This window comes from Legionella wadsworthii DSM 21896 = ATCC 33877, from assembly GCF_000701265.1.
In the GTDB taxonomy this organism is placed as follows: domain Bacteria; phylum Pseudomonadota; class Gammaproteobacteria; order Legionellales; family Legionellaceae; genus Legionella; species Legionella wadsworthii.
The window spans coordinates 181,908-203,244 of the sequence record NZ_KL370761.1 but is presented as its reverse complement, the minus strand read 5'-3'; the positions used below and the strand labels follow the sequence as shown (position 1 = coordinate 203,244).

Sequence of the window (21,337 nt, the reverse complement as noted above, 5' to 3'; positions counted from 1 at the left end):
TTAGCTCAGATTTGATCCGAATACAATGAGATCAATAGGGCCATCTACCCCTGCCACAAGCCTGTCTTTACGTTCAGTTTTTGGTGTTTCATTTTTATAGTTTTGTTTCATAGCTTCTGCTAAAGTGGATGAAGTAGTTAATGCTTTTGAATGCTCCACTTTATTGTGCTTTTCTAATTTAGCAGCTAGATTTGCTGTTTCACCAATCACTGTATATTCAAGTCGGTCTCCATGTCCAATAACACCAAAAACAACTTCCCCATCAGCAAGCCCCATCCCCACATCCATCACCACGTCACCTTTTTTTATTCTTGATTCGTTCCATAATGAGACTTCAGAAAGAATTTCATCTACGGTTCTTAAAGCATCTGCTGCATAGGTATTGGAAGGGGTAACTGCACCAAAACTTGCCATGATGCCATCTCCCATAAATTTATCGATACTGCCGTTATTTTTCTGAATGATTGGAACCAGTAAACGTTGATATTCTCCAAGCAGTCGTATCAAATCACTGGGGGAAAGAGTTTTGGATGCTTTAGTAAAGCCGCGCATATCAGTAAACAAAATAGCTGCTTTTCGATTTTCACCATAACCTGCTTCTAACGCCAATTCAGATCGAGTAATTTTTGTTGCAACATCTGTATCAAAAAATCGGGACAAATCTTTTGCTGCGCTGGTTTGTTCTACTGCTTGACATAAAGTTCTTCTCGCACGCTCGAGCACTAAGGCTAATATAAATGTGACCAATAGAATCGACAAAAGGACATCAAAGACCGCACCAAAATAAACACTGGGTTTGGAGGCATAAGTCACATAATCCCAGGTAATTACATTCATACCTGTACTGGATAAAGTCTGCCAAATGATCAAGCTCCAACCTATAACGGCACTAAAACCTGATAATAAAACCCACTCGGGTTCAAAACGCAATGCACGCAATGCGATTAAAATATAAACATAATTAATGTGCGAATTTTTTAAATTAAGCGCAGGTGAGGTTTCATATTGTAAGTAATAAGACCAAATAACAAACAAGAGTAAAAACATCTCTATAATAACAAAAAATCCTAATATAATAGGGGTTAATTGATGGGTGTAGGCAAACCATAAACGGGTTAATATTAAAATGGTAAATAAGGACAAGCCAAGAGAAGTAGAGTGGACAGGTGCATAAGCAGTATAACCCACAGGGGTAAGACAGTTGATGATTAGAAATAAAAGCATCACACCCAATTGCACGCCGCCCACCAGCAACTCACTTTGATATTGCTGTTTCTTCATCTCATCCTGGATACGAAGTGGCAACTGAGTATTTTTAAACACTTTTTCCTCCTGCTATGCGCTCACATAGCCCTTTGGGTAGCACAATATATTCTTCTGGATCTTGATCCGACGTAGCTTGTGCTGAACAAGAATGCTTGGATGTCGCGCAGTCATTTTTGCCTGTGCGTACTATGTTATAGCAACGTTCAAGCTCCCCTGTTTGTGACTTTTCAGACAGCCAATCCGTATTGGTATATATGGAGGCAATTGATGCGCCTAAAGCAGCAGCAATCACAGCACTGTTTTGTATCGTACGTTTTCTCATGTCTGTTATCCATCCTTGGATTGTTATAAATATCGCTCTTTAATATGCGTTAAAAAATAATTCGGGTTTAAAGCTTCTCCCGTTGCTTGCTGCATGAGTTCAGGATAGGTTAACAACTTTCCTTTTTGATGAATATTTTCTCTCAACCAAAGAAGCAGTGATTGGAAGTTCCCCTGTTTCAATTGTCCTTTAATATCAGGAATTTCTTTTTTCAGCGCTGAGAATAATTGCGCCGCAATCAGTGCTCCGAAAGTATATGCAGGAAAATAGCCAAATATTCCGGAGGGCCAATGAACGTCTTGCATGACACCATTTTTGTCATCACCTTTTGTGGACAAGCCTAAATATTTTTGCATGGATGTATCCCATACTTCCGGTAAGTCAGCAATCGTAATTTCGGAGGAAAATAAAAGCTGCTCTATTTCATAGCGTAGAATAACATGTAGTGGATAAGTCACTTCATCTGCATTCACGCGAATGAAACCAGGCTCTACTTTGGTATAGTGATAAAAAATATTCTCTTCCGTTAAATTTTCTGCATTTTTAAAATACTTTTGAGCAATAGGAACCAGAAAATGGATGTATTCCAAGCTCCTGCAAATTTGCATTTCAATGAAAAGAGATTGGCTTTCATGAACTGCCATACCTAAAGAATGGCCAACAGGTTGGGTACACCATTCCTTGGGTAAACCTTGTTCATATAGGGCATGTCCTGTTTCATGGGTAATTGCCATTAAGGAAGATAAAAATTCATTGTCATTATAGCGTGTGGTAATACGAACGTCACTTGAGATACCGCCACAGAAAGGGTGGTGACTTACATCAAGCCTTCCATGATCAAAATTAAAACCCAACCGACTCATGATTTCCAAACCCAGAGATTTTTGTATTTCTATAGGGAAATACCCATTAATGGGTTTGATTGATCGCGTTTTTTGTTTTTCAATAATCTGGGGAATCAATGGTAACAGTTGGTGTTTCAGAGAGTGAAAAATTTCTGAAATGATTTTAGAAGTCAAATCAGGTGAATACTCATCTATGAGGATATCAAGCGCTGACATACCAAATTTTTGGGATTTGATATTCGCTATTGTTGTTACTTTTTTAAATAATTTTTCCAGGTAAGGTTTAAATGCGTTCCAATCATTTTTGGCTCTTAAATCTCGCCATGCCTGACCACATATTAAAGATTCATTGGTGAATTCTTCCACTAAATGAACAGGAATACACGTTGCTTTCAAATATTTTTTTTCAATCCATTGCAGGTTCTTTTGTTCCCAGGGCGATAATCCATCAAGATCTTTTGCTTGTTTTATCCATTCGCCCACGCGATTATCTGTTAACCAATCATGTTGAACAGCACTTAATGTAGCTAATGCTTCGGCTCGTGCTTTTCCGCCACCCACCGGCATCATGGCTGCTTCATCCCAGGAAACGATTGCCGATAAATTTTCAAAATCATAATACTTCTTAAAATGTGATTCTAGTTTTTTGTATGGGTTCATGAAGAATTCTCATAACATTTAAATTAAAACAAAAGTATCAGGCAAATAAGGTACTTAAAAATAAACCAAATATTAATCATATGATTTAAATGAATTAAATAAAAGATATTCTTTTACCCTTCGCTTTGGACTGTTCCTCTAAAAAATATATTAATTGCAAGAATTTCCATAGTGTGTTGTCTCGCATCCTAAGAGGAGATTCTTTCACGCCGCTTCCAGTTCATTAGAAACATTTTTTGCCTGAATGAATAAAGAAAGAAATTAAAGTGTTCAATTGCACTACCATTATTTGTTAATTAACTGTAAAATTGGTCCTTGAAAAGACAGTCATAACAAAATGAGATCTTTTCTAGAGGGTAACATTATTTTATTGGATTTAAATAATTATAATTAAGGAGCAATGATAATGCCTAAGACACCACCCAGCTCACCCAAACTTGTCAATCAAGATGATGAAGAAAAAAAATTAGAAAGTTCTCAAGAGAGTATCGAAAGCGAAGAAGAATACTCAAAACAAAGTTTGGATGAAAGTATAGAGCAAACTGACGAAGAGTATGAAGAGCAAAGCGCTGAAGAAAGCTCCGAATATTCCCAAGAAGAGCAAGAAGAAGTCAAACAAGAAAACCAACAAGAGACACCGCAACCCAACGCACAACCAAGAAATGCCAATACCATGTTCGGATTTACTCCTCAGCCCAACCGTGTTGTTTTGCTATTCTGTCCAGCGGGCCATATCCATGTTTTGTCAGAGGCTCCTCCCAGTTTATATACCATGTTGTCTATTGCTTCATTGTTGCACTCTTTAAGTTTAGAGGATGAAAATGATCTTGAAGAAAACCTGACTGAAGAATCCCAAAATGAAGGAAAGCAACAAAATACTGCTGAGCAAAAAGATAAAGTAAACAACGAGAAAAAAGAAGATAGTGAATCTGAAGAAGAAGATGAAGAATATGGTTACAGCTATTTTTCATAAGATTCAATTCCGCAGCGATGCTGCGGAATGATTCCCACGTGGCATGAATGACAACTACTTATTGGTTTATTTATTTAATTTTTATTCTTTAACATTTTGGATTGATAATCTCTCACCACATCCTTTATCATCGCATCTTAAAAATCTTAAATTTGAAAAAAGGAAATCTATCATGCGCGCCATAAAATGGATGTTCATTGGATTTTTTATACCATGGCCCATGCCAGCTTACCTTATTATCCTTTAGAATTTCCCAGAGATGAAGCCGCTCATGAAATTACTACTTAGAACATTAATAAAATTTTTCCTGTTTTTTTCGATAATCCTGTTGGTGCTTTTCTTCAAAGCAGTGACAGTTCATGGTGCTTCAGAAACGAAAGAAATGCCATTAAAGTTTCAGCAATTAGCAGAGATCACTAAAATAGGGGTTCAAATTCGTTTAAAACAATTGCCTGTCCCTTACAATGAAATATTGACTCAACCCTTAATGACCAAAAGTATTGAGACATATTACGGACGTCGTGCGATTATAAAAGCTTTATTTGCTAAGCAGGATCCACTTAAAAAGGTTTATAGCCGCTCGATAATGATGTTTATCGATAAGTCAAAACATAGAAATAACCCTGATGAAGCTTTAGAGAAAAATGAAGCGATAATTGTTGAACTCGCTTTTATAAGTATCAACTTCAACGAACTGCCGAAAAAGGTTAAAGAAGAAATTTTGAGTACAAATATCCCTTTCGGTAAATTATTAAGCAAATATCAGATACAAATATCAACGCGCGACAGGAAATATTACAAAATAAAATGTAATAGCACTTTGGTATCTTTGATTCATTGTAAAGAAAAAGAATTCATTTATGGACGTACCAACACAATTATTAGACGTGATAACAAAAAATGGTTGGCTCATGTTGTAGAGATTTTACCCTAGGTATTTTCTGAACCATTATCTATGTTTTGAATACTAGAGCGGCGTTCTCTAAACGAATAAAGATGGGTCATTCTTAAGGATGACTGTTCAGCTGATAAAAATAACTGAAGGAAATGGTGATTATATGTGGAATGAAAAAGCAGCAAAACCTCTTTTGATTTTTTATATTGGTTTTTTATTTTTAGCTACGTTTTTCATAGTTCCTACGATTACTAGCTTTTATTATTATGCTTGGGGCAAACATTTGGCCTGGTCCTATTTTGATGGACCGCCTATGATAGCTTATTTCTTTCATGCTTCTCAGTTACTTTTTGGGAATACTTATTTTTCAATCAACATTATTGGTTTTTTATGCCTTATGTTAGGTGGTTTTTTTATCTATAAAACAGGTTGTCTCATGCACAATGAAAGAACAGGATTCATTAGTGCCCTGATATGGATTGCTTTACCCACAACAACTGAAAGTATTTTTGTACGTGTTTTATACGACGCCCCTTTAAATTTATTTACTATTTTATCCGTTTATTATTTTGCTCGTCATATATCAAGCAAACGCGTATTGGATTTATATCTTTGCGCCTTATTCCTTGGTGCAATGATTTTGTCCAAATATACCGCTGTGGTTACGGTAGCAGGATTATTTTTCTATGTTATTTTTTCACAGCAGAGACAGCTATTTAAAAGCGTACATTTTTATTTGGCTTGTCTGTTAATTATTCTCATAGTTTCCCCCGTAATCTATTGGAATATCAACCACAATTGGATTTCGATCACCTATCTATTAAATTTTCACAGTCAAACTCAAAATAATACTACCGTTTTACATAGTTTCTTGGAACTTTTAGGTTCTCTAATAGTAAATTATTCTGTTTTTCTTATTCTAAGTTTATGGGGTTTGTATCAGTACCAGCAAATAAAAAATTCCGACAATAATCTCATTTTAGAATTAAATTTTGTGGTTCTGATTGTGGGCTTGGTTTTCTGGATTAGCGCAACTTTATTAGGAGGCGATGCGCGCGTAGTCTACTTAACTCCGCTTGGAATGAACCTGGCATTAATTTCAGGTTATGTAATTACGCGTTTTAATTATCAACGTTTGTTCCATCTCGTCTATTCTTGTTTTTTATGTTTTAGTATTTTGATGATTCTTATCAATTCTTGGCCTATAGCAAATTATTTAAAAAAAGGAAGAGCTTACACCGTATTGCAAAAGGCGATAAATGAGCCTGAAGTTTTAAAAAAAGGGCAGCCTGTAGTCACTGGCTATTACACCAATGCAGCGGCTCTAAATTTCTTTATGCCGCATGAGCCCGTGTATGCCATTCCCTGTGGCGATATAAATCAATATCAATACTGGGGCGATGCTTTTCTAAAGTCTTTATCTAAAGGTCAAATTGATAAAATTTCTTATGTTGACTTTAGAGATACAAAATCGTGTGCAGAACGATTTTTTAATCACTGTCACTCGGTAGCAACGTTAGCTCATCATAAAATAATCCCAGTGATTCATAAGTTAACGAAACCCATTTTTTTATATGTGTACGAATGTTCATCACCCCGTATTCAAACACCGGATGCTAAAACCGATAATAAAGTAGGGTAGGGTGCTAATTTAAGCCCTGAATAGTAAGGATATTTATTTATATTATTCTGGTTCTTTTCAATTGCACTCGCCATCTTATAGGGTAATAATGATTATCGCATTCAACGACACAAACATGTTCTGTTTGTTAGTTTTTATTTCTTTAAGGAAAAAAAATGAAACTAAAATTACTCTTTGGAGTTACTGCTGCTGCACTTTTTTTTACAAGCCTGACCCATGCGGATTTTACTTTTTACTCAGGAACAAGTAGTTGTGAGGACGTGCCAGGAAGCTGGGTGGGGTCAGGTAAGGCTTCGAATTGGTTGATCGAGTGTTTTTATAATGGAGCAGGAACAATTAGTACTCTGGATAATGCAGGAAACTTTAATATCGAAGTTAATGCAGACAAACGTTCAGGTAGTCTGGTATGCCCCGATCACAATTACACTAAATTAAGAGGTACGTGTGTTAATGGAACAGTGACCATAAAAACGGAATACGGCAATTTAAATGGAAATTTTTCAAAAAATTCTGGCACTTCTAAAGGAACTTTAAGTGTTGCTCCTGGAGTGGACGTGAATGTAGCGATTGAATTTAAAAGGTCTGCGTAATTACTTCACATTGGAAGCAGGGAAGAAAAACTGGATTTACTTCACTGCATCCAGAAACCAAACCTTATTCAATAAGAGATTTTTTTAATTCAGTGATGTGCTGATACGCATCATTGATACGTTCTTGGCTTATTTCACCAGATTGAACCTTATTTTCAATAATACGAATGACCTGATCTGGGTCTTGTGATGGAACATCTAAGTTATTACCGAACATCAACATATCTGCACCTGCATTGATCGCCAGGACTAATGCTTTCTCCAATCCAAAATTGTCACTAATGGCTTTCATTTGCATGTCGTCAGTGATGATCACCCCATTGAAATGGAGCTTCTTTCTGAGAAGATCAGTAAGAATCTTGTGGGATAGTGTAGCAGGCAACCCGGAGGGATCTAACTGACGATTCACAATATGGGCCGTCATCACAATACCACAAGTTTGTCGTGTATGGAGTAATGTCGCAAACGGTTCTAATTCATAAGTCTTCCAAGTATCCGTAACATCTACAAAACCTAGGTGAGAATCTTTTGTGGCGCTTCCATGTCCGGGAAAGTGCTTATAGGCACATTGTATTTTTTGATTCAAAAATTGTTTCGTATAAATATTTGCATAGCGCGTTACTTTCTTGGGATTCTCGGAAAAGCTACGATCTTTTTTACCAATAACGGGATTGCTGGGATTGACGTTCACATCCAACTCAGGTGCAAAATCTAAATTAAACCCTGCTTCTTTTAAAGTATAAGCCATAGTGCCCGCAGTCATCTCAGCATCTTTCAATCCTCTTTTTCCAACTTCAGCCGCAGAAAAGATAATAGGAAAACCATATTGGTTCCCTAAACGATTTACCTGACCTCCCTCATAATCTACAGAAATTAAAAGAGGTAATTGCGGTCGATGATATTTTAAATTGGATTGTTGAGTAAAATGTTGCAGATCATGATTTAGTTTTTTTACCTGTTCAGGACTGGCTATATTTTTATCAAAGGTTTTTGTGTGGTAGTTATAGTCAAACAGTATGACCCCACCAATATTATTTTTTTGAATAGCTTTGACTATCGGTGATTGTGCATTAATTGTTTTACCGTCAAAACCCAAAAGGAGCATCTGTCCAATTTTATCGTGTAAACTCACCTCCGGATCAAGGCTCGCGAAACAGGTCGCAGATAAAAACAAACACAGGGTGAGGGAGAAAATATAGCTCATAAGTGGCCTTTAATTTTACCAAATGTGGCAAATTTTAACATTTGAATTGATATTATTCAATCTGATTTAATTTTTTACGGATACACCTAGTATACCAAAACGGTTGGAGTTGCTATTATTTATTTTATTTTTATTACTATAGGTAAATCCTATGTCAAATGCGAGTGAATACTTTAATGAGAACTGGCAACGCTATCAAAGTGCTATTGTCAATAATACTTTGTATCATCGTGAGATGTTGCAAGAATTACAAAAATTTCTTTCAAATAATTTTAAAAACCATCCTTTTTCTTTTGTTGACGTGGGATGTGGCGATTGCAGCACGGTTATTTCAATTCTTAAAGAACAACCCATTAAAAAATATATTGGTATTGATGCCGCAAAAGATGTGTTAAAAATAGCTGAAAAAACACTGGCCCCGCTTACTTGTGACAAGGAGTTCATTGCAGAGAATATGAGTGAGGCGTTGCCTCGAATAAAAGCGCCTGTCGATGTGATTTATACAAGCTATGCTGTGCATCATTTATCGCTTATGGATAAAATACGATTTATTGAAGTGTGTCAACAAAAGCTAAGCACTAATGGATTTTTGTTAATGGTAGATGGCATCCTCAAAGAGGATCAAACCCGCGACGAGTGGTTGGAAGCATTAAAATCACGGATTGAAGAGTCTAATCCGGAGTTATCTGAAGAAGAAATAAAAAGTCGTATGGTACATCCTTATGCTGATGATCATCCCGAAAAAATGGATACATTTGCACAAATTGCCCAAAAACAATCCTGGAGTAGTTTTCAAGTTCTCCTTAATAAGGGAATTTTTTCTTTTATGGTATTTACCAAATAGCAGATTGCACGTTTTAGCCACTTCTGAGCTTGTTGTTGTTCACACAAGCATGCTTTGTTGTTAAGTGAATAATTGGGCTTTGGTCGCATTGATATAGATTTTATCAATTATCCCGATTATTAGTGAAGCGGGTCCTGAGGCGCCACTGGAAGTAGGTCCTACGCATTCTGCATAAAAATGAACTGCATTCTTAGCAGCCAAAAATTGATCGTCCACTACAGAATGAAACACACTAATAATGGCTGAAAGTAAATTTCCAATACCAGCTACTTTTTGTACCAAAGCCGAATCAAAATTAAATTGATCCATCTGCTCTCGATGGATGACCACATGACGTTTACCACTTACTACCACAGCAACTTGATATTCTTTAGACAAAACATTAGCATTTTCGATTATATTTTTATTATCAAGATATTGGTTATCCTGTATCACTAACTTGCCGGTTACCAAACTGGTTATTTCATTAGGATAGCCTCTAATAATTGCGATTTGGTATTTTTTTGTGATATTGATAGCCACCTCAGTCCGATAGCGGCTTGCGCCCGCTCCAACTGGATCTAGGATAATAGGAATATTTCTTTGGTTCGCTATCTTACAGATACGGTGGCAAAGTTTAATAAAGTTATTATCTAATTTACCTAAATTAATAATGACTGCTTTAGATATCTCTAATAATTCATCTACTTCTTCTTCAGCACCACACATTAACGGGAATCCACCGATACTTCGGATCCCGCTTCCAACATAACCCATCGGGAAATAATTCGTTATTGTTAAAATAAATGGTTTATGGTGTCTTATTTGCCTCAAATATTCATTAATTTCAGGTGTCATGAAAAAGTCCATTTAGAAGTAACCTTTAAATTTACTTTAACTGAATTTTTGAGCTACAACCACAGAATTCTGGTTTTGATTCAGCCTGGTAAATCCTTATCTAGTTTGCTTTTTTTATCAAGCAAGACTAAGTTTAAATTTGAGGTATCAATTAAATCTCTAGGAGAGGGTACATGTCTAAAAATAATAAATTTAAAAATGAATCACAAGATGCTCGTCGTCACGATCAGCAGCATTCTACTCATCCTGACAAGCAAAGATCAAATCAAGAAAAATCGAAATTTGATTCTCAAAGCCAGAAAAAGAAATAAAAGCATTTACTCCTTGGCCTTGCCCTTTGGACAAGGCCAAGGAGTAATGTATTAATAACAACGTAATTGTCCCCATGCATTTCGCCAGCATCCTGGATGATATGGAGCAGGTCTAGAATATGGTCCAGGATGATTTAATACACATCCACCATACATATTTCTGTGCCAACCATGGCCGCACCCTTGAGCTGCGCTGGCAACAGAGGTATAACTTAATGCAAAGAATAATGAACCCAATATAATTCCGATGCGAAGTACTTGAGAAATACATGAACGTGTAATCATTACATCCTCCTTAATTTTTTACTTTTTTGACTCAGATTAAGTATAGATTTTATTTATGAAGATGTATAAAATACAAACACACTAATTAAAATTTGCTGCTTTTTTTGTGAGCAAATCAAGCTGACGCATTGGTTTGCTCATAACTGCTATTTGGGCTTGATGCACTCCATTGTAAATACATCCTCTTTCTGGTTTTGAATTGGAGTATTTAATCGTTTTATAAATTTTCGCATGTCCCAGTCATTTCTTACTCTTTGTAAAGTCTCTAATGCCATCAAATCGATTGCGGCATCCCGAAGTTCGGGTGCAGTTTCCTGATATGGGTAAACCATGCTTATCCCTCTACAAATTCCAAAATCAGAACCCAATCCAGACAAGCTCTCAGACCATGTCGTGATTTTCTCCAGGGCTTCATAAGAGTTGGGTGTGTCATAGGATATGGTGAGGGAACGAGTTAGGTGGGGTTTTGAAAAACTTGGATTATTTCGAAATAACTCGTCATAATCGCAATAATGGTGACGAACAATAGCAGGAAGCCGCTGCTGTTGCGATCCCACCTCTGAACACCAATACATCTGTCTTTCACTCGGTATCCAGTTTTGATAATTGCTTACATAGGTCGAAAGCGCTTTAATCAAATTCATTAAATTAAAATGACGCTCCTTGTGTTCCTCTCCCTTCAACTGATACACCACCCCGTGAGTGAACAGATCACTAAATTGTTTTTTTAATGCCCTTCGTATTTGTTCCCCTTGTTCATTTCGAGGCAGGCAGTCCAGAAACATAATACCCATATGGCCTAGGTCCTGAGTCCAAATCGCATGTTGTAATAAAGTGACACTTGAAAATTGGGCACCGGAAATATCTGTTAATGGATGTACTAATAATAAATCTTCAGGGTGTTCCTTTAATATTGCTTGCATCTTATCCTGTGCGCCCAAGCCTGCTAAGGTGAACAAAATCTTTATCCTTAAGTCAGGACGTATATTAAGTAATGCTGCGATATGTGCACTTTTACCCTGTACTGCAAATTGGGCTAATCGTTCCAGAATGATATCGGTTCTAAATAAACTGTAGGATTTTTGTTTAATAAAGGATGTTAGGTGCAAACCTAATTGGTTTTCCAATGTTTCATCAGTAACATCATGCCCTAGAACCTGATGCTTATTAAGGAGCTTTTTAAAAAAATCCATGCGCTACCCTTTATACCATAAAGTTTAAGCATATAAATTGAGTTCAGGATGCGTAATCCTCATCCTCCCATAAGCTTAATTGTTTTGAGTAAAGATCATTCTTTTTTACAAACTTATTTAAATCAAGAATGGGTTCTGGTTCTGTATTTAGATGAAACCTTTTACAAGCAATATGAAATCGGTTTTTTAACAGAGTCGCATATTCTCCCTCGCCCCGCATACGTGTTCCAAATTGAGCATCATATTCTTTCCCACCGCGCATTTGTCGTATGATACTCATCACGTGCTCGGCTCTTTGGGGAAAATGCTTTGCGAGCCATTCCTTAAATAAGTCTTTTACTTCATGAGGAAGCCTAATTAATACATAACTTGCATATTTGGCACCTGCATCAGCAGCAGATTGTAAGATTTTTTCCAAGTCCACATCATTAATCATCGGAATTATGGGAGCAACCATAACGCGAACTGGGATATTACAGTCAGTTAAGTTTTTTATCATTCTTATCCTACCGGAAGGTGCTGTAGTCCTGGGTTCCATAATCCGTTTGAGTTCTGTTGATAGAGAAGTGATGCTCACTGCAACTTTGACTAAATTGAATTGTGCCATGCTGCTCAAAATATCTAAATCACGTTCTATGAGTGAGTTTTTAGTGATCAGGATCACGGGATGATGATGTTTTGCCAATACTTCTAATAGACTACGTGTAATATTAAATTGAACTTCAGCTGGTTGATACGGATCGGTATTTGCACCTAGTACAATAGGTTTACAGGTGTAGCCAGGTTTATTAATCTCTTTTTCTAAAAGTTCCGCTGCATCCACTTTGTAGAAAATTTTAGTTTCAAAATCGACACCTGCTGATAAATTGAGGTAGGAGTGACTGGGCCTGGCATAACAATAAATGCAACCATGTTCACATCCTCGATACGGATTTACCGATTGGTCAAAACCTAAATCTGGAGAATCATTATGGCTGATAATTGATTTAGAATTCTCTGGCAAAAATGAGGTTTCTAGTGCAGGCAACATTTCTTCTTCGATATCCCATCCATCAGCAAAATGTTCGCGGGTAAGGGATTCAAATCGTCCTTCTGGATTGCTCAACGCGCCACGATTTTTAAGTTTTTGATTCGGTTTCATAACAGAGAGAATAAAAATAGCTATATATTATATCATGATGATCAAAAAATATGAGTAGGCGCCTAGAGATTTACTCTTTAGGATGGGTGATAACCGAAGCAGTCATTCTAGAAATACAAGTCAATTTTTTTTGTTCATTAAATATCTTGATTTCCCAAACGTGCGTGGATCGGCCCAAATGAAGGGGGGTTGTAATTGCTGTCACGAACCCATCCTTAACGGAGCGAATGTGATTGGCATTAATTTCAAGGCCAACGCAAAAAAATTGATTCACATCGATTACTGAGTTTGCTGCCGTACTTGCAGCAGTTTCAGCCAGCGCAACATTAGCACCACCGTGGAGAATACCTATAGGTTGTCTGGTTCGTTCATTAACTGGCATAGTCGCTTTTAAAAAATTATCCCCAATTTCAATAAATTGGATGCCAAGAAACTCAGACATTGTATTTTTTCCAAATCGATTGAGGTCTTCTAAAGTTATTTCTTTAAACCATATCGCCATTGTTGTCTCCCTTTTCTAAAATAAGATAAACTTTATTGAATTAAAATCCAATAAGAAATTTATGACGAACCAAGCATGCATGAGATGTTACATTTCAGGAAAAGTACAAGGTGTATGGTATCGAGCTTCAGCACAAAAGGAGGCGAGTAAATTAGGTATCACAGGGTGGGCGCGTAATTTGGATGATGGTCGCGTTGAAGTTTTAGCTTGTGGAAAAGTTGATAATCTTGAAATTTTTTATTCGTGGTTGCAAGAAGGGCCGCAACTTGCCGTAGTAGAAGAATGTACTTATGAGGAACTTGGTTGGCAAGAATATCAGGGCTTTGATACATTTTAAGCATTGATTTTTCTTAATTTCTATCATACAAGCGAGAGGAATTGGTTCACCATTAAAGTGGAAACTTATTTGTCGAATGTCTTTCTATCTTTAAATTATTTGGAATATAACTTAATAAAGTGTTCAATAGATTCGATTAATCGAAAAACCTCTTCAGGTACAAATACCTCAAGTTGGGCAAAAACATGAATCATTCCTTTGAATTCTTCGAAAGTCACGGAAACACCTAAAGACTCAATTTTTTTTGCAAATGCGATCGCCTCATCTAAGAGGGGATCGTATTCAGCTGCAGCAATATAGCAGGGGGGTAGTAAATTTAAATGTTTCAAATTAATGGGAGAGGCCTGGATGCGATCCCCGCCATCTTTAAAGTAATTGTCAAAATACCACTGGATTTTTTCTCGAGACAGTAAATAGCCTTCGCCATTTCGTTGGTAAGAGTCATAGTTCATTGAAAAATCAACAGAAGGATAAATTAACACCAATCCCTTAATGGCCTGTTCCCTAATTCCTTTTATCTGATCGCAAACAGAAATCGCTAAATTTCCTCCAGCACTATCGCCTGCTAAAAATACACAATCTGTGTTTACTTCAATCTCTTTAAGTAACTCCACCCTGTTTTTATAAATGGCAATACAATCCAATAAACCTGCAGGATAGGGAAACTCTGGAGCCAAACGATACCCCACAGAGACAAGTACAGAATGGCTGGCCACAGCAATCCGTCTGCATAGGGCATCATGGGTATCGATACTTCCGGATAAATGGCCGCCACCATGGAAATAAAGAATCGATGGTAATTTTTTTTGTGGTGCAGGATGATAAATTCTAGTTGGAATTTTATGATCTGCATGCTCCAGATCAAGATCGCGGATTAAAGGAACAAACAATTTAGGAAGTGCAAAGGCATCAGCTGTCTTTTCAGCGAGCTCACGTATGACATCCGGTGAAAAGACATTAGGTTTTGAATTGGTGAAATTCAAAAAATTTTGTAATGCTTGCGGTATACGACCCTGCGGCATAAATGCTCCTGTTGATGGATTAATCCAATCAATCTGAATTTTGGGTAAGCAGTAATGTTCTCCCGGAAAAATTTTTTATAAGAATAAGACCTACTACGAGTAACCAAACAATACTAAGAATAATAATAAAGCTTAAAAAGGGATTAAGCATTAAATAACCCATAAGAATCACACTGAGTGTTGCAAAAAACATATTCACGAAACTCATCATGGCGGCGGCACTGGCTTTGTCTTCAATCGAGTTGGATGCAATGTAGGAGCCGCCTGAAAAGAGAAAGCTGCTGAATAAGTAGAGGCTTGATGTTATAAGAAAAAACCATAATGAAGATTGGCTTTCCCACAGCCACATAATGAACAAATTAGCAATGCCAAATGCGGCACCTAGAAAGCCTATCGAGATAAGTTGATTTGCTGAAAAACGAGAAAGTAATTGTTTGGCTAATAAACCACCCGCAAGCATACCTATTATATTCAAAATATTCCAATAACCGTATTGAGCAGCCGAAAGCTTTAATATTTCTTCTGCTATCTGTGGTCCTGCAGCAGAAAAACAATAGGAGATTGCAGAACAGCAACCTACAACTAATGAGAAAATGACCAGTTTGCTCGAACCAAGGGCTGTAGCATAGTCTCGTATAATCGTGCTCACTTGAATTGATTTTGGATGAATTAATGTTTCATGAAACACTTTGGTTCCCCAGAGCATGATGATGCCATGGCCAAGTAAAACCCAAAAACATGCTTGCCAGTTGAAGTAATCAGTAACCAGGCCCCCTATTACTACAGAGATGCCGATACCCAAGGCAAAGGATAATACAGAATAGGCCATGGCCGTTTTACGCTGGGTCTCGGGTAACCATTCATTGATTAACATGAAGGTACAAGCAAGTCCACTGGCAGATCCCAAAGCTGTTATTAATCTACCACAGACAAGTAAGCTGTAGTTTTCTAAAAACAAAGCTAAGAAACAAACCAGAATACCGAAGAGATTTATTATCAAACCGGTACGCAGCGCTTTTAGTCGGCCAAATCGATTCGCTAAGGGGGCATAGATTAATTGACCGACTACATAACCAATTAAAAAAGCTGAAACGATCCATTCTATTGCTCCTGGTCCTAAAGCATACTGACTTTGAATTTTGGGTAAAGCAGGCGTGATGATGGCAGCTGATACTGATGCAATAGAAATGTAATTGAGCAACCAAAATAGATTAAATGAAGAAGTTTTCCGAGTTGCACTCATAACCTATCCTTAACTCGTTGATTAAAATAAAAGGGATCATTGTAAGTTCTTCTTTAACTTAGTCAACCATTCTATATTTCTTGAACTGGAAACTGAAAAAATTTTTGATTTTATTCTATGGGTGCTTTACGAAATGTTCTGACAATTTTATTCGTTTTATTCTCAACTATCTCACCTCGAACTTCGTTATATTGTCCATTGACTTGAATGAGCATCCAAGTATAAAGCTTATCGAGATCATCTCCTGTTTGGGTCGCGATTTTTTCATCCTTGCAGAATACAGTAGCAGTAAAATGATGACTCATACTTAAATCCTAGATCCAAACCTACCTATATTAAGTTTAGCTTTTTTTATCCTGATCACCACATGATGAGGAGGATATGTTGGTCTTTAGGCAGAAAAAGCGAACAGGGGATAACAATCGCAATAAAAAGCATAGGAGATTTTTTCTCAAGATTAATTTATCTCTTTTTGATAATGGCGTAGTTTAGAATTGAACCGCCAGTAGAGCAACAAAACACTAATTATAGCGCCTAAAGACATACCCCACCAAAGTCCTGTTCCTCCCCATTGAAGAGATATTGATAAAAAATATCCTGTCGGCAATGCGATACCCCAAAAACTAATCACTGATATAACTAAAGTGTAGCGTGTATCCTTTAAAGCACGCAATGCACCAAATAAAGCAATTCTTATGGATTCAAATATTTGAAAAACTGCGCTTACTGCCAAGAGCTGAATTGCAAAATTTAAAATTTCCTGGTTTTCAGGTGCATGTATATCAAAATCAATGGAGATGAGTAATTTGGGGCAAAACCAATAAATCAGGGCAGCACCGAACATAAAAATAAATGAAGAAAGAATTCCTATATAACCGATATTTTTTGCATTCAGGCAGTCGCCTTTTCCTAATAGGTTGGACATGCGTACAGTTATGGCTTGTGCTATTGAAAAAATGACAGTGGTCAGCAGACATAAATATTGTAATGTAATTTGATTGGCTGCCAACAGTTGATTACCCATAGATCCCATAATTAAAATCAAAATAAAGAAAAACCCGATTTCTACACAATACATAATCCCCAAGGGAGCACCGATTTTAATGAGTTCATAAAAATAAAAAGGACGAATACGTGTGAAAAGAAGATGCGTGAAGCTTTTGATTTGTTTATTCCTAAATACATACCAAGAAAAAAATAATCCCGTTATCCAAAAACTTATAGTTGAACCCCAACCTGCACCAGCAACCCCCAACGCAGGTAATCCAAAATTCCCAAAAATCAAAGCAAAACTAAAAAAGATATTGAAGAAAACATTAAGCGCAGAGAAGAACAGGACAACCCGTGTTTTACCTAATCCTATAACTAATTCCATCAGTGCAACTGTAATGAAATTGGCTAATAATCCCCATGTTAGGGCATATAGATAGGATTCAGCGAGTTTCACTAAAGTTTCGTTTTGACCAAAATACAGAAGTAAGGGTGTAATATGCCAAAAGAAAAAACTTGAAGGTATCGCTAAAATACACGCCAACCAAAATCCATCCCGAAAAACAAGAGAAACTCCATGCGCATCATGAGCACCATGTCGGTGAGCGATTAAAATATTAATTGCATTTAAAACTCCAATAACAATGACATTAAATGTCCCAAATAACCAAGCCACCAAAGAACCTGCTGCTAGGGCATCTTGATCCAAATGTGCTAAAAACATGGTGATAAAAAAATAAATGGAAGACTGTAGCAATCCTGTTAAAATTAAGGGAAAAGCGAGTTGAAATAAAGATTGAAAATGATACTTAAATGATTTCACATCAGGCTCTCTACCACAGTAATTATCCAACTGACAAAAATAAATCAATTCAAAAGGAGTAAATACTTTGATTATAGTTTTTAAGAGTAATTTGTGTTCATATTATGTACTATTTAAGAAAAAAGCATAAGGGTATCCGAACTAATATTTTTCAGCTCAGATACTTTATCCTAAAATGTGCGGGAGGATGGTTCAATTTTATAATCAGCATAAAAATATTTTATATCTTCATAAAGTTCTTTTAATTGCACTACATCATAAATTTTTTTCTTAGCTAACTTCTCCAACTCATGATAGGTCTCAATAAAATAGTCAACGGATTCATCTTTTCTTGAATTATATTTGTCTTCATCCTTTTGTATTTTTACAAGAAAATCATCCAATTCGGTTTTTATAAGATCATATTCTTCTTTGGTTCCCAATATTCTCACTTCTTCTTTGGGTTTTAAGGTTTGATATAATAAATAAAGAGTGATCAATCCAATTGGGATCAGTAAAATTAATCCGAAATAAAATACATCATTATCCGATTTGTTTTGGGGTACAGGGCATATACTCAAATCCTGATTGCTGCAGTCGGTTAAAGCGGGGGCTTGATCTATCGGGATAGGGCACATGGATTTCTCATAAGTCCAGTTCGGACGGGAGTTATCTTCAATGAGAGTAGCCCTTTTTTGTAAATCGAAAAATGAGGACGCTTGCTTATTGCTTGCATGGGAAAATTTTTGTAGTTGAGGTTGGGGCAGTTTTAATTTATCGGGTTGTTGTGGTGGTTCCAATCCTTTGAGAGTGTATTGATATGAGACCCAACGATGCATCGAATCCATCAATGTATTTAATTCTTGGGCTTGGTCTGCAATTGTCGCAAAATCAGCGGCTCTTATTTTGGGACCCTGTAAATGACTAATTACCTGATTGACCTGTTGTTTCAGCGCCTGGTTGGTTTTTGCAAGATCCGCTTTCGTCGAGGGAAATTGAGCCATAGTATCTTGGTTGCCTATAAAAGTATTTAATTTTTTCTGTTCCGATGTGAACCATTTTTTAAAAAAAGGTAAGTTTTGTTCTTCATGTATTGCTTTATGATAAGCTTGCGTATTCGCATGAATGATTTCTTCGATAGGAATGGTCGATTTATCGATGAAATATTCAATTTGTTTGAGCATTAATGAAAGTTGTTCTTTAAATTGAAATACTGTATAAACTTCCCCCGCTTGGCTTAATAGATCCATAGTTTGGGTAATGACATTTTGAAACTGGATGAGTTCATGCAAATCAGTGACAGCTTGGGCATAATGATCCAATACTTGCTCTTGCATGGAGATTAACTGGAAATCAGGGCAGTCTTTTAACTGTTCTCCCGTTAACTTCAGAACGGGCTCAGGGCTTTCTGCTACAGCTGTAGACTCTTTTGCACATTCTTTTACTGCTTGTGTAGGATAAGCTTTTAAATCACTCGGTTTGTCGATTGCAAAAGTGTAGGTATGGGGGTTAACCTGATTCGCATTCAAGGCAAAATGCAAAATTCTATTGCGCTCAGTCGATAATTGTTCAATAGTTTTTGATAATTCACCCAGTCTATCTTTCAATAATTGTGATTCTATTCTATATGTAAGCTGAGGATGAATTTCATCATCTATAATGCTGCGAAAATTCGCTAAAAATAGGCGATCGGATCCGTCAAAAGGAGAAATATTTTTTTCAATGTTTCGTACATAACGGGTCAAATATTCCAATTGTTCTCTTGTCTGTTTCACATTGGGATTTTGGCTAATCCCTTTAATAATATGATTTAAATCAAGTAAAAAATAATTTATCGGCTGATTTAAATGTTCGGCGCTTAATTGCTGATTTCGTAATAGCAAATAATCCCCAGTTTTTTGCATCAACTCATACAAAGCTGGCCATTGCAGACGTTGCCCATCTATAGGTTGGACATGAAAATCATCTCGATTTAAGATATGCCGAGGTTTAAATGCGTTCGAGTAAAACCAGGAGTGCTCATAAACATTAGTTAGGGCTTGTGAATCTTCTGCAAACCAGGAGCTTGGGTTGGCTAAATAATCCGAGTGAATTCCGGAATTTCCGCGTATCTTAAGAATCCATGCTCTTTGCTCTAATTCTTTCTCCGTGTAACATCCTTCTGAATGAACCCAGAAACGGGAGCGATCTTGCTGTGCCTGATATGATGCGTAATACTCCTTCTTTGCTCTTGTCATACTTCTCACTCCTTGAGATAGATAACCAGAAGGTTATGATGCGGGTGGTCAATAAATAGAATATTTTCGAACCATTTAATTTGATAACATTCTTTCTAGGATTATGCAACAGCGGAAAATAGGATTCATCCGAAGTGTGGTGCAGCATCCAATTTTTTGCTAAATTATCCTTTTTAACTGGAGCGAGTACCCTATGCCTTCTTTTGATATTGTCTCTGAAACAAATATGGTTGAATTACGTCATGCTGTAGATAATTCCATACGTGAAATGGGTACGCGTTTTGATTTCCGAGGTGTAGAGGCAAGTATCGAACTCAAAGATCTGACTGTAACCTTAAAAGCCGAATCAGATTTTCAAGTCAGACAACTCGAAGATTTATTTAGAAATCATTGCAGCAAACGTAATGTGGATGCTTCGGGAGTAGATATAGAAGATGAACCAGAGCATAGTGGAAAATTTTATTACCTACATATGACCTTTAAACAAGGGATTGATCAACCAACCGCAAAAGAAATCGTCAAATACATTAAAGACTCTAAAGCCAAGGTCCAAGCATCCATTCAAGGGGATAAAGTGAGAGTTACGGGTAAAAAACGGGATGATCTCCAAGACACAATTGCTCTTTTGAAAAAATCAGATATCAAGTTGCCTCTGCAATATGAAAACTTTCGAGATTAATGAGCCGATCATATTATAGGTCTAAAAAAACACAAGTTTATTATCTTATTTTAAAAAGCCTTCAGTTTATCTCAGTTCAGGCTCAACCTACCCGCCATTCAGGCCCGCTCCTTCTACGTCCCGCGGGTGACTGAGCCTTCGACGTCCCGCGGCGCCTGCTCCTTCGACGTCCCGCGGCGCCTGAACCTTCGACGACCCGCGGCGCCTGAACCTTCGACGTCCACGGCGCCTGCTCCTTCGACGTCCCGCGGCGCCTGCTCCTTCTACGTCCACGGCGCCTGAACCTTCGACGTCCACGGCGCCTGCTCCTTCGACGTCCCGCGGCGCCTGAACCTTCGACGTCCCGCGACGCCTGCTCCTTCGACATCCACGGCGCCTGAACCTTCGACGTGCCGCGACGCCTGAACCTTCGACGTCCGCGGCGCCTGCCCCTTCGACGTCCACGGCGCCTGCTCCTTCGACATCCCGCGACGCCTGCTCCTTCTACGTCCACGGCGCCTGAACCTTCGACGTCCCG

At 37.3% G+C, this 21,337-nt stretch carries 22 protein-coding genes; 8 read left to right on the top strand and 14 right to left on the bottom strand.

The genetic code is table 11. From position 1 onward, the window contains the following. Genes BU07_RS0115365 through BU07_RS0115355 form a run of 3 tightly spaced genes read right to left on the bottom strand, consistent with a single transcriptional unit; the run spans position 1 to position 3,093 of the window. Entirely contained in the window at positions 1-1,323 is a 1,323-nt protein-coding gene (locus BU07_RS0115365; RefSeq protein WP_031567584.1) for an adenylate/guanylate cyclase domain-containing protein, read from the bottom strand. Next, positions 1,316-1,588 carry a BufA1 family periplasmic bufferin-type metallophore gene (locus BU07_RS0115360; RefSeq protein WP_031567582.1) on the bottom strand — a complete coding sequence of 91 codons (273 nt, stop codon included), beginning with the start codon at positions 1,586-1,588 and terminating at the stop codon, positions 1,316-1,318. Before BU07_RS0115360 ends, BU07_RS0115365 begins: the two co-directional genes overlap by 8 nt. A gap of 23 nt (positions 1,589-1,611) precedes the next feature. Then, a complete protein-coding gene (locus tag BU07_RS0115355; RefSeq protein WP_031567580.1) occupies positions 1,612-3,093 on the bottom strand; it encodes a carboxypeptidase M32 in 1,482 nt (493 codons plus the stop codon). Between the two features lie 406 nt (positions 3,094-3,499). Here BU07_RS0115355 and BU07_RS0115350 point away from each other — a divergent pair, with 406 nt between their 5' ends. The 4 genes from BU07_RS0115350 to BU07_RS0115330 all read left to right on the top strand — a co-directional run bounded on the left by BU07_RS0115350 (position 3,500) and on the right by BU07_RS0115330 (position 7,193). Continuing rightward, positions 3,500-4,066, top strand: a complete 567-nt coding sequence (locus BU07_RS0115350) for a hypothetical protein (RefSeq protein ID WP_031567577.1) — start codon at positions 3,500-3,502, stop codon at positions 4,064-4,066. 271 nt (positions 4,067-4,337) lie between these two features. Then, the gene (locus tag BU07_RS0115340) at positions 4,338-5,000 is read left to right on the top strand and encodes a hypothetical protein (RefSeq protein ID WP_031567575.1); all 663 of its coding nucleotides are present in this window, start codon (positions 4,338-4,340) and stop codon (positions 4,998-5,000) included. 124 nt (positions 5,001-5,124) lie between these two features. Then, the gene (locus BU07_RS0115335) at positions 5,125-6,603 is read left to right on the top strand and encodes an ArnT family glycosyltransferase (RefSeq protein WP_031567574.1); all 1,479 of its coding nucleotides are present in this window, start codon (positions 5,125-5,127) and stop codon (positions 6,601-6,603) included. 155 nt (positions 6,604-6,758) lie between these two features. Further along, entirely contained in the window at positions 6,759-7,193 is a 435-nt protein-coding gene (locus BU07_RS0115330; RefSeq protein ID WP_031567572.1) for a hypothetical protein, read from the top strand. Positions 7,194-7,257: 64 nt separating this feature from the next. Here the strand turns inward: BU07_RS0115330 and BU07_RS0115325 are convergent, their stop codons facing one another. Next, positions 7,258-8,397 (bottom strand): glycoside hydrolase family 3 protein, encoded by a 1,140-nt coding sequence (locus tag BU07_RS0115325; RefSeq protein ID WP_031567570.1) that lies wholly within the window; start codon positions 8,395-8,397, stop codon positions 7,258-7,260. Positions 8,398-8,602: 205 nt separating this feature from the next. Between BU07_RS0115325 and BU07_RS0115320 the strand changes: the two genes are divergently transcribed. Continuing rightward, positions 8,603-9,241, top strand: coding sequence for a methyltransferase (locus BU07_RS0115320; protein WP_423202585.1), 639 nt, complete (start codon positions 8,603-8,605; stop codon positions 9,239-9,241). A 60-nt stretch (positions 9,242-9,301) separates the two neighbouring features. On the opposite strand, the gene thiM is transcribed toward BU07_RS0115320, so the two are convergent. Continuing rightward, positions 9,302-10,078 carry a hydroxyethylthiazole kinase gene (thiM, locus tag BU07_RS0115315; protein WP_031567567.1) on the bottom strand — a complete coding sequence of 259 codons (777 nt, stop codon included), beginning with the start codon at positions 10,076-10,078 and terminating at the stop codon, positions 9,302-9,304. A 173-nt stretch (positions 10,079-10,251) separates the two neighbouring features. Here thiM and BU07_RS17575 point away from each other — a divergent pair, with 173 nt between their 5' ends. Further along, positions 10,252-10,389: a hypothetical protein gene (locus BU07_RS17575; RefSeq protein WP_165482413.1), complete on the top strand. Its 138-nt coding sequence runs from the start codon at positions 10,252-10,254 to the stop codon at positions 10,387-10,389. A 51-nt stretch (positions 10,390-10,440) separates the two neighbouring features. Here BU07_RS17575 and BU07_RS0115305 read toward each other — a convergent pair whose 3' ends face one another. From BU07_RS0115305 to BU07_RS0115290, 4 genes are all read right to left on the bottom strand, one after another. After that, complete coding sequence (locus BU07_RS0115305; protein WP_031567564.1) at positions 10,441-10,674, bottom strand: GCG_CRPN prefix-to-repeats domain-containing protein; 234 nt, start codon at positions 10,672-10,674, stop codon at positions 10,441-10,443. A gap of 146 nt (positions 10,675-10,820) precedes the next feature. Continuing rightward, positions 10,821-11,867 (bottom strand): hypothetical protein, encoded by a 1,047-nt coding sequence (locus tag BU07_RS0115300; RefSeq protein ID WP_031567562.1) that lies wholly within the window; start codon positions 11,865-11,867, stop codon positions 10,821-10,823. Between the two features lie 43 nt (positions 11,868-11,910). Next, positions 11,911-13,008, bottom strand: coding sequence for a PA0069 family radical SAM protein (locus BU07_RS0115295; protein WP_031567560.1), 1,098 nt, complete (start codon positions 13,006-13,008; stop codon positions 11,911-11,913). 70 nt (positions 13,009-13,078) lie between these two features. After that, entirely contained in the window at positions 13,079-13,510 is a 432-nt protein-coding gene (locus tag BU07_RS0115290) for a hotdog fold thioesterase (RefSeq protein ID WP_031567558.1), read from the bottom strand. A 61-nt stretch (positions 13,511-13,571) separates the two neighbouring features. On the opposite strand from BU07_RS0115290, the gene BU07_RS0115285 reads away from it, so the two are divergent. Further along, a complete protein-coding gene (locus BU07_RS0115285) occupies positions 13,572-13,847 on the top strand; it encodes an acylphosphatase (protein WP_031567556.1) in 276 nt (91 codons plus the stop codon). A 95-nt stretch (positions 13,848-13,942) separates the two neighbouring features. On the opposite strand, the gene BU07_RS0115280 is transcribed toward BU07_RS0115285, so the two are convergent. The 5 genes from BU07_RS0115280 to BU07_RS0115260 form a co-directional block, all read right to left on the bottom strand. Continuing rightward, on the bottom strand, positions 13,943-14,869 hold the full coding sequence (locus BU07_RS0115280) for an alpha/beta hydrolase (RefSeq protein ID WP_031567554.1): 927 nt from the start codon (positions 14,867-14,869) through the stop codon (positions 13,943-13,945). A gap of 28 nt (positions 14,870-14,897) precedes the next feature. Beyond that, complete coding sequence (locus tag BU07_RS0115275) at positions 14,898-16,112, bottom strand: MFS transporter (protein WP_031567553.1); 1,215 nt, start codon at positions 16,110-16,112, stop codon at positions 14,898-14,900. Between the two features lie 110 nt (positions 16,113-16,222). Beyond that, positions 16,223-16,417, bottom strand: coding sequence for a hypothetical protein (locus BU07_RS0115270; RefSeq protein WP_031567551.1), 195 nt, complete (start codon positions 16,415-16,417; stop codon positions 16,223-16,225). 152 nt (positions 16,418-16,569) lie between these two features. Next, positions 16,570-17,925 carry an MATE family efflux transporter gene (locus BU07_RS0115265; protein WP_031567549.1) on the bottom strand — a complete coding sequence of 452 codons (1,356 nt, stop codon included), beginning with the start codon at positions 17,923-17,925 and terminating at the stop codon, positions 16,570-16,572. Between the two features lie 170 nt (positions 17,926-18,095). After that, on the bottom strand, positions 18,096-20,141 hold the full coding sequence (locus BU07_RS0115260; RefSeq protein ID WP_031567547.1) for a hypothetical protein: 2,046 nt from the start codon (positions 20,139-20,141) through the stop codon (positions 18,096-18,098). A gap of 193 nt (positions 20,142-20,334) precedes the next feature. Here BU07_RS0115260 and BU07_RS0115255 point away from each other — a divergent pair, with 193 nt between their 5' ends. Next, complete coding sequence (locus BU07_RS0115255; protein WP_031567545.1) at positions 20,335-20,820, top strand: YajQ family cyclic di-GMP-binding protein; 486 nt, start codon at positions 20,335-20,337, stop codon at positions 20,818-20,820. Positions 20,821-21,337: the final 517 nt, after the last annotated feature.